The sequence below is a fragment of the Flavobacterium sp. YO64 genome (genome assembly GCF_004119505.1).
Classification (GTDB): Bacteria; Bacteroidota; Bacteroidia; order Flavobacteriales; family Flavobacteriaceae; genus Flavobacterium; species Flavobacterium oncorhynchi.
Map to the genome: position 1 here is coordinate 84,632 of NZ_NRQV01000001.1, position 13,559 is coordinate 98,190.

Annotated in this window: 16 protein-coding genes; 14 read left to right on the forward strand and 2 right to left on the reverse strand. The window is 32.1% G+C overall.

The genetic code is table 11. The annotated features are described in order from the left end of the window. Nucleotides 1-60 precede the first annotated feature (60 nt). Nucleotides 61-1,026, reverse strand: coding sequence for a T9SS C-terminal target domain-containing protein (locus BOW57_RS00420; RefSeq protein WP_129052651.1), 966 nt, complete (start codon nucleotides 1,024-1,026; stop codon nucleotides 61-63). Between the two features lie 198 nt (nucleotides 1,027-1,224). On the opposite strand from BOW57_RS00420, the gene BOW57_RS00425 reads away from it, so the two are divergent. Then, the gene (locus tag BOW57_RS00425; RefSeq protein WP_129052652.1) at nucleotides 1,225-2,415 is read left to right on the forward strand and encodes a DUF5009 domain-containing protein; all 1,191 of its coding nucleotides are present in this window, start codon (nucleotides 1,225-1,227) and stop codon (nucleotides 2,413-2,415) included. A gap of 34 nt (nucleotides 2,416-2,449) precedes the next feature. Here the strand turns inward: BOW57_RS00425 and BOW57_RS00430 are convergent, their stop codons facing one another. Next, the gene (locus tag BOW57_RS00430; protein ID WP_129052653.1) at nucleotides 2,450-3,040 is read right to left on the reverse strand and encodes a hypothetical protein; all 591 of its coding nucleotides are present in this window, start codon (nucleotides 3,038-3,040) and stop codon (nucleotides 2,450-2,452) included. Between the two features lie 117 nt (nucleotides 3,041-3,157). Here BOW57_RS00430 and BOW57_RS00435 point away from each other — a divergent pair, with 117 nt between their 5' ends. The 13 genes from BOW57_RS00435 (at nucleotide 3,158) to BOW57_RS00500 (ending at nucleotide 13,536) form a co-directional block, all read left to right on the forward strand. Continuing rightward, nucleotides 3,158-4,339 (forward strand): hypothetical protein, encoded by a 1,182-nt coding sequence (locus BOW57_RS00435; protein ID WP_241687354.1) that lies wholly within the window; start codon nucleotides 3,158-3,160, stop codon nucleotides 4,337-4,339. A gap of 31 nt (nucleotides 4,340-4,370) precedes the next feature. Next, nucleotides 4,371-5,534 carry a glycosyltransferase family 2 protein gene (locus tag BOW57_RS00440; RefSeq protein ID WP_129052654.1) on the forward strand — a complete coding sequence of 388 codons (1,164 nt, stop codon included), beginning with the start codon at nucleotides 4,371-4,373 and terminating at the stop codon, nucleotides 5,532-5,534. An 84-nt stretch (nucleotides 5,535-5,618) separates the two neighbouring features. Further along, nucleotides 5,619-6,929 carry a dihydrolipoamide acetyltransferase family protein gene (locus BOW57_RS00445; RefSeq protein ID WP_129052655.1) on the forward strand — a complete coding sequence of 437 codons (1,311 nt, stop codon included), beginning with the start codon at nucleotides 5,619-5,621 and terminating at the stop codon, nucleotides 6,927-6,929. A gap of 210 nt (nucleotides 6,930-7,139) precedes the next feature. Continuing rightward, a complete protein-coding gene (locus BOW57_RS00450) occupies nucleotides 7,140-7,910 on the forward strand; it encodes a 3'-5' exonuclease (protein ID WP_089052928.1) in 771 nt (256 codons plus the stop codon). Nucleotides 7,911-7,988: 78 nt separating this feature from the next. Then, nucleotides 7,989-8,600, forward strand: coding sequence for a fumarylacetoacetate hydrolase family protein (locus tag BOW57_RS00455; RefSeq protein WP_129052656.1), 612 nt, complete (start codon nucleotides 7,989-7,991; stop codon nucleotides 8,598-8,600). Then, nucleotides 8,600-8,944: an Hpt domain-containing protein gene (locus BOW57_RS00460; protein WP_089052930.1), complete on the forward strand. Its 345-nt coding sequence runs from the start codon at nucleotides 8,600-8,602 to the stop codon at nucleotides 8,942-8,944. The genes BOW57_RS00455 and BOW57_RS00460 overlap by 1 nt, the downstream gene beginning before the upstream one ends. A gap of 222 nt (nucleotides 8,945-9,166) precedes the next feature. Continuing rightward, nucleotides 9,167-10,420, forward strand: a complete 1,254-nt coding sequence (locus BOW57_RS00465; RefSeq protein ID WP_129052657.1) for a competence/damage-inducible protein A — start codon at nucleotides 9,167-9,169, stop codon at nucleotides 10,418-10,420. A gap of 71 nt (nucleotides 10,421-10,491) precedes the next feature. Further along, entirely contained in the window at nucleotides 10,492-10,728 is a 237-nt protein-coding gene (gene rpmB, locus BOW57_RS00470) for a 50S ribosomal protein L28 (protein ID WP_008468080.1), read from the forward strand. A gap of 27 nt (nucleotides 10,729-10,755) precedes the next feature. Then, complete coding sequence (gene rpmG / locus BOW57_RS00475; RefSeq protein WP_008253902.1) at nucleotides 10,756-10,938, forward strand: 50S ribosomal protein L33; 183 nt, start codon at nucleotides 10,756-10,758, stop codon at nucleotides 10,936-10,938. A gap of 71 nt (nucleotides 10,939-11,009) precedes the next feature. Next, entirely contained in the window at nucleotides 11,010-11,162 is a 153-nt protein-coding gene (locus tag BOW57_RS00480; protein WP_071634818.1) for a DUF4295 domain-containing protein, read from the forward strand. Nucleotides 11,163-11,430: 268 nt separating this feature from the next. Beyond that, entirely contained in the window at nucleotides 11,431-12,384 is a 954-nt protein-coding gene (gene ftsY, locus BOW57_RS00485) for a signal recognition particle-docking protein FtsY (protein ID WP_089052932.1), read from the forward strand. Nucleotides 12,385-12,818: 434 nt separating this feature from the next. Continuing rightward, on the forward strand, nucleotides 12,819-13,259 hold the full coding sequence (locus tag BOW57_RS00495) for a hypothetical protein (protein WP_129052658.1): 441 nt from the start codon (nucleotides 12,819-12,821) through the stop codon (nucleotides 13,257-13,259). Next, the gene (locus BOW57_RS00500) at nucleotides 13,240-13,536 is read left to right on the forward strand and encodes a DUF721 domain-containing protein (protein ID WP_089056243.1); all 297 of its coding nucleotides are present in this window, start codon (nucleotides 13,240-13,242) and stop codon (nucleotides 13,534-13,536) included. The genes BOW57_RS00495 and BOW57_RS00500 overlap by 20 nt, the downstream gene beginning before the upstream one ends. Nucleotides 13,537-13,559: the final 23 nt, after the last annotated feature.

Genomic DNA, 13,559 nt, shown 5'->3' on the forward strand with positions numbered 1-13,559 from the left:
ATGAATGTTTTGAAAAACATAACTTTCTGCAAAAGTAAACTATTATCTTGCATTTGCGAATTATTTATGGAGATACGAACCTAGAAGAGAACTCAAATCAAAATAATGTATTTGCTGCGGATTATTTAAGACGGGTTTACGAACCAAAGATTCATTGGTAATAAAATAATGAAGTCCGTCTTTTGTGGTAATTCCTTCAATTTGATGAAATGGGAGTTTTAGATTTATTCGACGCTTATTTCCTGATAAAAAGGATTCATTTTTAAAATCATATAATAAATAGAGAAAAGGCTTTCCGAGTTTTGAATAGCCGCAAAGAACAATTGCTTTTTTGTTTTCAAGAAAAACGGCACCCGTAACTAAACCTTTTGTGTTAATTGTATTTTTAAATTGTGCAATATAATTTCCAGCTTGATTAGGTAAAACGTAAATGCTGGTTTTAGATGATTTCCATTGTTTAGTAAACAAATAAATACTGTCCTTTGAAACTATAAAAGCTTCGCAGTCAAATTTGGTTGTGTTTGGCTTCTTTGCAGAAAAATCAGTTTGATCAGAATACTTAAATGAAATTGTTTCAATAATTGGATTCTCATTTAAAAATGATGTTTTGTTTATTTTTAGAATCTTTAAGTCAGTTCGATTTCCGCTTGTATTATTTCCGAAATCGCCAATGTAAATATGTGTGCTGTCTTGTGATATTTCTTCCCAATCATTATTCACAGCGTGCTCAAGAATAATTTTCCGTCTAATTTTCCCAATAGAGTCCAATCCGTAAATAGTTTTATCATGATCGTCATTGTGTGTCCATATTAAGTTGTCGAATGCAATTAGTCCTGAAGTTTCTTTAACAGAGTCACTTAATTTGATTGAATATGCAGGTTTTACTTTTATGTTTTTGTAAAGACAGTTTCCGTCATTTTGAGTTGCTTTTGGATTGTAGTTTTTAGAAAGAGGATCTGTACAGCCAGAAACCTGCGAATAAGCTGAAGAGAAAATTATGAGGAAAAAGAAAATTACTTTTTTCATTTACAAATAGGCATTAACAAAAACAAAAATACGGTATTAAGAGATTAACATGAAAAAGGCTTTTTTGTTGTATTTTGATTTTTGCAATTCATTTTAGATACAGTTTTAAGATAGAGTTTTTTTGAAATATTTATGAGAAATAAAAACGAGATCTCGTCTATTATTTTAAATTTGTTATTGCCAAAAACAAAGTAATTTATGAAAATTAAAGAAAATTTATACAATCAAAGGATTATATCGATAGATGCTTTACGTGGAATTACCATTTTTGTAATGATATTTGTAAATGAATTGGCAAGTATAAAAGAAGTCCCGCAATGGCTTAGACATATGCCTGCAGATGCAGATGCGATGACTTTTGTTGATGTAGTTTTTCCTGCTTTTTTGTTTATTGTAGGTATGTCAATTCCGTTTGCTTTCAATGCCAGATTACTAAAAGGAGACAGTCCTAAAGTAATTTGGATTCATACCTTAAAAAGAGCTTTAGCTCTAATCATTATTGGCGTTTTTATGTTTAATGCCGAATATGGTTTTGATGCTTCAAAAATGATTATTTCTCCAGTTCTTTGGGCACTTTTAGCCTATGCAATGCCAATTCCTATTTGGAATAAATATCCTAAAGATTTCCCAGTTTGGTTAAAAAATAGTCTTCATTACGGCGGAATGCTCGTTCTGGTTATTCTTTATTTTTTATATGTGCGAGATACCGGCGAAATTGGAATAACGCCTAAATGGTGGGGTATTCTAGGATTAATTGGCTGGGCGTATCTATTTTCGGTAATTTATTATTGGCTTGTTTCAGGACGATTGTGGGCGATGATCGCATTTTTGTTTGTTTGTGTAATTGCAAATTCAATAAATCTAAGTGCCGATGTTCCACTTTCAAATCTGCCTTGGTTTAAATTTATTGCCGGACATTTAACGCACGCTGCTTTAGTGAGCGCAGGAGTAATAATCTCTTTATTGTTTTTTGACAGGAAAACGCAGCTAAAAATAAACTGGCCTGTAATTGGTTTTGTCGTTTTGTTTTTTGCAATTGGCTGCTTTTTGCGTCCTTATTTTGGAATTTCAAAAATAAAAGGAACACCTTCTTGGACTATGTTTTCTGCTGGGATTTGTACGGTGTTGTTTTACTTTTTGTATTGGTTAATGGAAGTTAAGAAGCAAACAAAATGGAGTGCGTTTTTTATGCCGGCTGCAGCAAATCCTTTATTAATTTATATTCTTCCCGGAGTAATTTATTATTTCTGCAAAGCTTTGGGATTTCATATTATTCCAGGTTACTTTAGAGTAGGAGTTCCAGGAATAATTTGGTCACTTGTGTTTTCGACAATTATGCTTTTTGTTATGAAAGTATGTAATAAGTATAAAATACAGCTTCATTTATAGTAAGTCAAACAAGAGATCTATTTGTAATAAACGGTTAATGAATACGAACAGATTTTATTTCTAAAACTGCGTTTGATGTTGGATTGTAGTTTACAAAATTGAATTTGCAAAGGTTATGAATGTTTAAAATCTTTCCATGTGCAAGACCATCTTGTTTGAACTCTGTCCACGGAATTTTTATTGTTGTAAAATCTTTGGCAGATATCGGAAGATCAACTCTTGGGTGTGAGCCGCCGTGCACGCATCCAGTGCCTTCTTTATTTCCTTCGCGAGCCTGCAGTTTTATTAATTCATTTGATTTATAGGTAATACTCACATATTTTGAGTTTTTAGATAGATTTGTGGGAACGCCGTCATTCGAATCAGATTCAGTAATCATTACATTCAGCTCGATTGCGCCTACAGGATTTTCTTTTGCGGTAATTTTAATGAAACCCTTTTCTTTTCTCATTTTATTAATGGTTTCCTGTGTCTCTTTCGTTGGGCCTGCAATATACCATGTCGAAGTTTTTACAAGATCTAAGTTTGAGCTTGAAGAAACGGTTAATGGAGAAAAACCATACATGAACAGCAAGACTAAAGAAAAAAGAAAATAACTCAGAACAATCGATGGTTTGTTTTTCATAAAATAGATAGGTTTTATCTTCAAAAATATAATTTTCTTTTTTATTATTTTGAAAGAGATACCTATACTAAATAAAATTTTAAATTTGTAAGAACTTGTTTTCGAAAACTTTACGAAATGAAAAAAGCAAAATCAATACTTGTTTTATTTTTCTTTTTTTGGATATCATTTTGTTACGCACAAAATGATTCCATTTCGAATAATCAAAAAGACATTTTAGATGTATTGTATAAGCTTTTCCATAAAAACGATTCTGTTCGCATAAAACCAGAAAAAAAAGTAGCTTTTTCTTTGCTTCCAGTTCCTATAGATGCAAATAAAAGTGCCGGATTAGTAGTGTCATTTTTAACTACATTTTATTTAGGAGACAGCAAAACAACAAAAATGTCTCAAATAACTTTTTCTCCTTATTTTAGTTTTACGAAACAATATGTTTTTCCTGTGCAGTCTTATATTTACACGGCTGATAATAAGTGGAATTTTATTGGAGATTATAGGTATATGATTTATCCGCAGGATACTTATGGATTGGGAAGGCATAATACCGAAGATAAAATGTCGACTCTGGATTATCAGCAATGGAGATTTTATCAATTTACGACCCGAAAAGTTATTGGTAATTTCAGAATGGGATTGGGCGTATTGTTTGATAATTATCAAAATATTTCTGAAGATTCCTATATAGATGAAGAAACAGATTATTCTAAATATATGAACGGCGATTTTACAGATGAAACTTCGTTAGGATTTGCTGTTCAAGGGTTGTATGATTCCAGAGAAAACATTGTGAATCCAGAACAAGGTTTATATGTCGAGGCAGATTATAGAATAAATACAAGCGGAGTTGATGGAAAAAAATGGAATTCTATTTATTTTGATGCCAGAAAATATCATTCCTTTAATAAACACAAACATCGAGTTTTAGCTTACAGGGCCTTTTATTGGTCAACTTTTGGAGGAAAACCGCATTATCTCGATCTGCCAAGTATTGGTTGGGATCGAGACGGGAAAACAGGTCGCGGTTTTACCAGAAATAGATTTAGAAGTAATGCACTTATCTATTTTGAAACCGAATATCGTACTGATATTTCAAAAAATGGTTTTTGGGGCGCTGTATTTTTTACGAATATTTCCTCAGTTTCAAAATTAGACACCTATCAGTTTAGTAAATGGAATCCCGCTGTTGGAATAGGATTACGTATCAAATGGAATAAACAGAATAATAGTAATTTGGTACTGGATTTTGGAGTCAGCAAAAACGATTGGTCGTTGCGATTAGGTTTGACCGAAAATTTCTAACTTCCCCAAAAATCAAATTACTTAAAATTACATGCAATTATCGGTTGTTATACTTAATTATAATGTGCGTTACTTTCTCGAACAATGCATTTTGAGTGTTCAAGAAGCACTTTTAACACTTGATGCCGAAATTATTGTAGTAGATAATAATTCATCTGATGATAGTTGTTTGATGATGAAAAATAAATTCCCTAACATTAAACTAATTCAGAACGATCGCAATTTTGGTTTTCCAAAAGGCAACAATATTGGAGTTCAATATACGGCTGGAAAATATATTTGTATTTTAAATCCGGATACAGTTGTTGCAGAAGATACATTTATTAAAATTTTGGCTTTCGCCGAAGAAAAACAAGATTTAGGAATAATAGGTTGTAAGCTAATTGACGGTACAGGAAGTTTTCTGCCCGAAAGCAAACGAGGTATTCCAACTCCTTGGGTTGCTTTTACAAAGATTTTTGGGTTGTACAAAGTATTTCCAAAATCACGAATATTTAATCGTTATTATGCACAGCATTTAAATAAAGATCAAAGCGGAAAAGTTGAGATTTTAGTGGGAGCTTTTATGTTTATGAAACGAGATTTTTACCTTGAACTAGGAGGATTTGATGAAAATTGTTTTATGTATGCAGATGATATTGACTTGTCTTATCGTGCACTTTTAAAGCAAAAATCAAATTATTATTTTCATGAAACTACTGTTTTACACTATAAAGGAGAAAGTACAGTAAAGGACGAAAAATATATGATGCGTTTTCAAGAAGCAATGAATTACTTTTATCAAAAGCATTTTAAGAAATCTTGGTTTTTTACATTTTTTATTCAAATAGGAAGTTTTGCTTTTTCATTTTTCAAAATGTTTCAAGCGAAAATAAAAGTAAAACCATCGCCTGAAAGTTTTATTTTTTATTCCTCAAATCAAAATTTGTCTGAAAAATTACCATCTATTTTAAAAAATAAAGTGCAGTTTTTCGATTTCAAAAAAGAAAAAATGGTAAATTCGTGCCAGGTTTTTAAGGGGAAAAACATTGAGATAATTTTGGATAATCAGTATGTTTCATTCAAAAAATGTATCAAAATCATAGAAACTCTTAAAGATAAGAACATTACTTTTAAGATTTTCCCTAAAAATACAAATTTTATAATTGGAAGCAATTCGCGAAATGACATGGGTCAAATTGTAGAAATTGAGTAAAAAATTATATTAAATGTAATTTATATTTAAAATATTCAGTAATTTCGCAATCTGATAATCAAAATCACCCTTGAGGATAACAATATGGCAAGATTTGAATTAAAACTTCCAAAAATGGGAGAAAGTGTCGCTGAAGCAACCATTACAAACTGGTTGAAAGAAGTTGGAGACAGAATTGAAGCTGATGAAGCTGTACTAGAAATTGCAACTGATAAGGTTGACAGCGAAGTGCCAAGCGAAGTGTCGGGCGTTTTAGTTGAACAATTGTTTGGTAAAGATGATTTAGTTCAAGTAGGAGAAACCATTGCTATTATTGAAACAGAAGGTGATGCTCCAGCTGTGCAAGCTGTTGAAGAAACTGCAGTTCCTGTAGAAGCAGTAGAAATTGAAAAAACAATAGAAACAGTTAAAGAAGCAGTTTCTGTACCGCAAGATTTTTCTGGATCAGATAAATTCTTTTCTCCTTTAGTGAAAAATATTGCAAAAGAAGAAGGGGTTTCTGTTGCTGAATTGAACAATATTGCAGGTTCAGGAAAAGATGGACGCGTAACCAAAGAAGATATTCTAAAGTTTATAGAAAATAGAAAATCAGGTGCTCCTGCGCCGCAAACTGTTGCTGCTGCGCCAAAAGCTGCAGAGCCAATAGTTCAAAAAAGTCAGCAGGCAGTTCCAGTTTCTGTTAATGGAGGTGATGAAATCATCGAAATGGACAGAATGCGTAAACTGATTTCAGGTTACATGACGGCTTCAGTTCAAACTTCGGCTCACGTACAATCATTTATTGAAGTTGACGTAACAAATATTGTAAAATGGAGGGATAAAGTGAAAACCGCTTTTGAGAAAAGAGAAGGCGAGAAGCTTACTTTTACTCCAATTATGATGGAAGCTGTTGCAAAAGCTTTAAAAGATTTTCCGGGAATGAATATTTCTGTTGATGGAGATTATATCATCAAAAAGAAAAATATTAATTTAGGAATGGCAGCCGCATTGCCAAACGGAAATCTAATTGTTCCTGTAATTAAAAATGCAGATCAATTAAATCTTGTTGGAATGGCAAAAGCTGTTAATGATTTAGGAAATCGTGCAAAAGCTGGAAAATTAAAACCAGACGATACACAGGGAGGAACTTATACAGTAACAAATGTTGGAACATTTGGAAGTGTTTTTGGAACGCCAATTATCAATCAGCCTCAAGTTGGAATTTTAGCTCTTGGTGCGATTCGTAAAGTGCCTGCGGTTATCGAAACACCAGAAGGTGATTTTATTGGAATCCGTCAAAAAATGTTCTTGTCTCACTCTTACGATCATAGAGTTGTTGATGGAGCTTTAGGAGGAAGTTTTGTGAAAAGAGTAGCAGAGTATTTAGAAGCTTTTGATGTAGATCGCGATTTTTAATCGATCGATATTTAGATACAAACCCGAAAAATAGTTTTTTCGGGTTTTTTGTTTGTAGGAAAATAAGAAGATACAATTAAGAAGAAATTGTTGTCTGATAAATTTTGATGTTAAAATGCAAAAAAGAGACTTGTTTTGGGCAAAAAAATAAAAATTTGCAAAGGAAATTCCGCTTTAAAAATTACATTTGTAAACTTATAAAATTTAAAAATGGAATTAAAGCTTAACAAACCAATTTGTTTTTTTGATCTAGAAACTACTGGAATTGACATCGGTAAAGATCGGATTGTAGAAATTTCGATATTCAAAGTTTTCCCAAACGGAAATAAAGAAAGTAAAACATGGTTAGTTAATCCTACTATCCCAATTCCGCCGCAAACAACAGCTGTGCATGGTATAACTGATGAAAAAGTGGCAAATGAACCTACTTTTACAGAATTGGCACCGCAGGTTTACAATATGATTAAGGATAGTGATTTAGGAGGTTTTAATTCAGATCGTTTTGATATTCCGTTATTGGCAGAAGAATTACTTCGTGCAGGAGTTGATTTTGATATGAAAAATAAAGTTTCTGTTGATGTTCAGACGATTTTTCATAAAATGGAAGAGCGTACATTAAGTGCCGCTTTGAAATTTTATTGCGGAAAAAGTCTTGAAAATGCCCATTCTGCAGAGGCAGATACAATGGCAACTTACGAAATTTTAAAAGCGCAATTAGATCGTTATCCAGAATTAGAGAATGATATGAAATCATTGTCTGAATTTACAACTCGAAAAAAAATAGCAGACTTTGCTGGAATGATTGCTTTTGATAAAGACAACGAAGAGATTTTTACTTTCGGAAAACATAAAGGAGCGAAAGTAGAGAAAGTGCTGGAATCAGAGCCGGGTTACTTCAGCTGGATTCAAAACGCAGACTTTCCTTTGTATACCAAAAAAGTTTTGACTGCAATTAAATTAAGAAAATTAAATACGAAATAAGGTTCTAAAATAATAAGGTTCTGAGTTTAGTTTCTTAGTGCCTTAGCATCTTAGTATCTTAGCAACTTAAGAAAAAGAATGAAGATTATTTGTATCGGTAGAAATTATACCAATCATATTGAGGAGCTAAAAAACGAACGACCAGATGAGCCTGTGGTTTTTATGAAGCCAGATTCGGCAGTTTTGTTGAAGCAGCATCCGTTTGTAATTCCAGAATTTTCTGAAGAAGTTCATCATGAATTAGAAGTAATCGTAAAGATTAATAAAGTAGGAAAATATATTGAACCAAAGTTTGCTAATAAATATTACGAAGAAATTAGTGTAGGTATTGATTTTACAGCCAGAGATTTACAAGATAAATTGAAAGCAAAAGGATTGCCGTGGGAAAAAGCAAAAGCTTTTGATGGTTCTGCGGTAATTGGTGATTTTTTGCCAAAAAGTGATTTTGTTTCGTTGGAAAATCTTACGTTTGAACTCAAGAGTAATAATGAAACTGTTCAAAAAGGAAATACAAGCTTTATGCTTTGGAAAATTGACGAACTGATTTCGTACGTATCACAATTTTTTACCCTAAAAATTGGAGATATTATTTTTACTGGGACGCCTGCGGGTGTTGCATCAGTTAAGCCTAATGATGTTTTAGAAGGCTTTTTAGAAGATAAAAAATTATTTAGAATACAAGTAAAATAATGGCCTTAAAGTATAACCTTTCGAAAGTGTACGCGCTTTCAGATAACGATCCTGAATTTGTAAACGAAATTCTTAATTTATTTGTTACAGAAGTTCCTGAAGATCTAAAACAAATAAAAGAAGGAATTAAGAAAAAGGATCATAAATATGCCTATTCTTATGCTCATAAGATAAAGCCTACATTGGATTTAATGGGGTTAAATGTTGCTTTTGAAGAAATTCTGCAAGTAGAAGCTTGGACAAAGGCTGAGGGGAAGAAAAAGGATATTATAGAGACTTTTAAGAGTATAAAAGTACAGGTAAAAGATGCTATCAAAGAAATCAAGAAAGATTTTGATTTGTAAGATTTAAACATTCTTAATTCTTATTTTTTTTAAGAAAAGAATAAGAATTAAGGATTTCTTCTATTGTTGCGGTTGTTTTTCAATTTCTAAAAACTTCGTTTAGCCAACATCTGGTATTTGTTGTAAAAAGAATCCAGTTTTTATTTCCTTATAAATAAAGTAAAAACAGCAATCTACTTTCTAATAACAACTTGCATTACTGCAAGTGAAAATAATATTTGTATGAAGGCAGCCATTATAACTATTGGAGATGAAATTTTAATAGGTCAAATTATTGACACAAACTCTGGTTTTATTGCTAAATCACTTGATCGAATTGGTGTTGAAGTTGCAGAAATGATTTCGATTAGTGATGACAAAAAACACATTTTAGATACTTTTGAGCAATTGCAAAACAAAGTTGATGTTGTTATTGTAACCGGTGGTTTAGGGCCTACAAAAGATGATGTTACGAAGAAAACCTTTTGCGAATATTTTAACGATGAATTAGTTGTTGATCCCGAAGTTTTGGCTCATGTAACGCAGTTAATAGAAGGTTTTTATAAAAGACCAATTTCGCAATTAAACAAAGATCAAGCGCTCGTTCCGTCTACTTGTACTGTACTTCATAATCAAGTAGGTACTGCGCCGGGTATGTGGATGAAAAAAGAAAATACGGTATTTATTTCGCTTCCCGGAGTTCCGTATGAAATGAAATATTTAGTCGAAGAAGAGATAATTCCGAAAATAGTCAAAGAATACAAGCGTCCTTATATCATTCATAAAACTATTTTAACCTATGGTCAAGGAGAGAGTTTAGTTGCAGAGCGTATAGAAACTTGGGAGAATAATCTGCCGGATTTTATAAAATTAGCGTATCTGCCAAATCCAGGCAGAGTGCGTTTGCGATTAACAGCCAGAGGAACGGATAAAGCCGAGTTAGAAAAAGCAATAGAAGAGAATGTAAAATCTTTAGATGCTATAATTCATGATATAATAGTTGGTTACGAAGAAAATGAAACGATAGAAGCTGTAATTGCTAAGTTTCTTTCTCGACAAAATAAAACGATTTCAACGGCAGAAAGTTGTACAGGAGGACGAATTGCTTCGTTGTTAACTTCGGTAGAAGGTTCTTCGAAATATTTTAAAGGAAGTGTTGTTTCATATGCAACAGAGGCTAAGGTCAATGTTTTGGGGATTTCACAAGGTTTAATTGATCAATTTTCGGTAGTTAGTGCTGAGGTTGCATCAGCTATGGCTTTGAATGTGAAAGAGATGCTGAAAACGGACTATGCAATTGCGACAACTGGTAATGCCGGACCCTCAAAAGGGGATTCAGATGCTGAAATTGGCACTGTTTTTATAGCTTTGGCTACCCCAACAGAGATAATTGTAGAAGAATTTAACTTTGGTCAACCACGTGAAAAAGTGATAGATAGAGCCACGATTAAGAGTTTGGAAATTTTACAGAAAGAAATTTTAAAAATTGTGCAATAATTTTTTGCTACAATGGTTTATTTTTCTTTTCTTTGCACCCTGATTTTGAATAACGATAAAAGATAAGTATAATGTCAAGAGTTTGTGACCTTACAGGTAAAAGAGCGATGGTAGGAAATAACGTTTCTCACGCTATGAACAAAACTAAGAGAAAATTTTCTGTAAACTTAGTTAAAAAGCGTTTTTATCTTCCAGAAGAAGATAGATGGATTACTCTTAGAGTAGCAGCATCTACGATAAAAACAATTAATAAAAATGGAATCACTGCTGTTTTGAAAAAAGCGCAGTCAGAAGGATTTATCAAATAATCTTTTCCTAAATAAATATATAGCAAGATGGCAAAGAAAGGTAATAGAATCCAAGTAATTTTAGAATGTACTGAGCACAAGACTTCTGGTGTTCCAGGAACTTCTAGATACATTACAACTAAGAACAAAAAAAATACTCCAGACAGATTAGAGATTAAAAAATTTAATCCAATCTTAAAAAGAGTAACTGTTCATAAAGAAATTAAGTAATAATTAGAGATTTATAAGTCTCAGTGGTTTGGCCATTTGAGTTTTATAAAACTTCAAATAACATTTGAATCATGGCAAAGAAAACCGTAGCATCGTTACAAACATCTTCTAAGAGATTATCAAAAGCCATCAAAATGGTGAAATCTCCTAAAACTGGTGCATATACATTCGTAGAATCTATTATGGCTCCTGAAGAAGTTGATAATTTCTTGAAAAAGAAATAATTACATTTACAATATATAGAAAAGCTACTTTCATTCGGAAGTAGCTTTTTTATTTTTTATATTTGTTTAAAAATTTGTAGAAACCATACAATTTGTGTTTTTTTTAAACATTAGTTCCCGTCATACTCTTTATCTTTACTCGTCTAAAGAAGATAAGTAAAGAATATTGTTCCTGTAGGGATTAAATTAAAAGCAAAAGGTATTCTATAAGCATTAGGATTGTTTTAAAGCCCTAAAGAAACAATCTACAACTAACAATAAATAAAAAATGAGTTTTTTTAAAAAATTATTCTCTACCGAAAAAAAAGAGACTTTAGATAAAGGTCTTGAAAAAACGAAAACTACTTTTTTCTCTAAGTTAAGCAAAGCTGTTGCAGGAAAATCTAAAGTTGATGACGATGTTTTAGATAATCTTGAAGAAGTTTTGGTAGCTTCAGACGTTGGTGTAAATACTACATTGAAAATCATCGAAAGAATTGAAAAACGCGTTGCCGAAGATAAATATTTAGGTACAGCCGAATTAAATCAAATTCTTCGTGATGAAATAGGTGGTTTATTATCTGAAACCAATACAGGCGAAGGAACAGAGTTTGATATTCCAAAAGATAAAAAACCATACGTTTTAATGGTGGTTGGAGTAAACGGTGTTGGAAAAACTACTACAATAGGTAAACTGGCTTATCAGTTTAAAAAAGCGGGTTATAAAGTGGTTTTAGGTGCTGCAGATACATTTCGTGCTGCTGCAATAGACCAGTTACAAGTTTGGGCTGATCGTGTTGATGTTCCAATCGTAAGACAAAATATGGGGAGTGATCCTGCTTCTGTAGCTTTTGATACTTTGCAATCTGCAGTAGCTCAAAATGCCGATGTTGTAATTATTGATACTGCTGGACGTTTACACAATAAAGTTAATTTGATGAATGAGCTTTCTAAAGTGAAACGTGTTATGCAAAAAGTGGTTGAAGATGCTCCACATGATGTGCTTTTAGTTTTAGATGGTTCAACAGGTCAAAACGCTTTTGAACAAGCTAAGCAGTTTACTGCAGCAACAGAAGTAACATCATTGGCAGTTACAAAATTAGACGGAACAGCAAAAGGCGGTGTTGTGATTGGTATCTCAGACCAATTTCAAATTCCTGTAAAATATATTGGTGTTGGCGAAGGAATTGAAGATTTACAAGTCTTTAATAAATATGAATTCGTTGACAGTTTCTTTAAATAAAATAATAATGAGTTTTTCTTCTTTAAAAAATATATCGGCAGTTGTTTTTTATTTTGCAAGTGTGGTGTGTTTTGTTTTAGCAAATGTTTTAAGAGACAATAGTCTTTCTTTTTATTACGTTTTATTAGTTTTAGGAATAGGTTTCTTCTTTATGGGGGTTCTTAAAAGACTGCGTACTAAACAGTAAAATTTAACTTTTTAAATTAAAAAGTATCAAAAGTGCATTGTCAAATTTAAATTTGATAATGTTTTTTGTTTTTATAGATTTTTGTCTCTTTTGAATGATATAAAGTTACCTTTGTGATTCAATGAACTTCTTTTGAAAATAGGAGCCCTAGCCCTGATGGGAGCGGTATCCTTTTTCTGGCTTCTTTAGGCAGGAAAAGATATAGCAGACAGCAGGAATCAGCTCCAAATTAATATTATAAATTATTATGAAAAACACTTTTATGATTTTGGTTTTGTCGCTTTTGTTTATAAGCTGTAAACAAGAAATAAAACCCGCAGATATTGAAAAACTTAATGGTTACTGGGAAATTGAAAAAGTAGTTTTTGATAAAGGTGAAGAAAAGGCATATGGAATGAATGAGAACTTTGATTATTTTCAAATAAAAGGAAATAAGGGTACTCGTACGAAAGTTATGGCGCAGTTAGATGGTACTTTTTTAACTACAAACACTTTTGAAAATGTTGCAGTAAGATTTACAGATAAAGGAATTTTTTTGGATTATAAAACAGATTATGCCAAATGGAGTGAGGAGTTGATCTCTGTTTCAGATGAAACTTTTGTTGTAAAGAACGATCAAAATAAAGAATATCATTATAAAAAAGCAGGACCAGTTAATATTTTAGAAAATGGCAAAAAGACTAAATAATCAAAGTACAATTGGCGATGTTTTACAGCAAATTATTCAGGTGAATAAATTGCAGCCTGGAATGGATCAAATTGATGTAAAAGAGGCATGGAGACAGTTGATGGGAAATGGAGTAAACACATACACTAGAAATGTTGTTTTAAAAGGAAGCACGCTTTATGTTGAACTTGGGTCAGCCGTTTTAAGGGAAGAGTTAAGTCATGGAAAATCTAAAATCGTTAAGATGATTAATGAAGAATTGGGTCGTGAGGTTGTGAAGGATGTCGTTTTAAGATAAACTTATTTGGAATTCTTGATAGT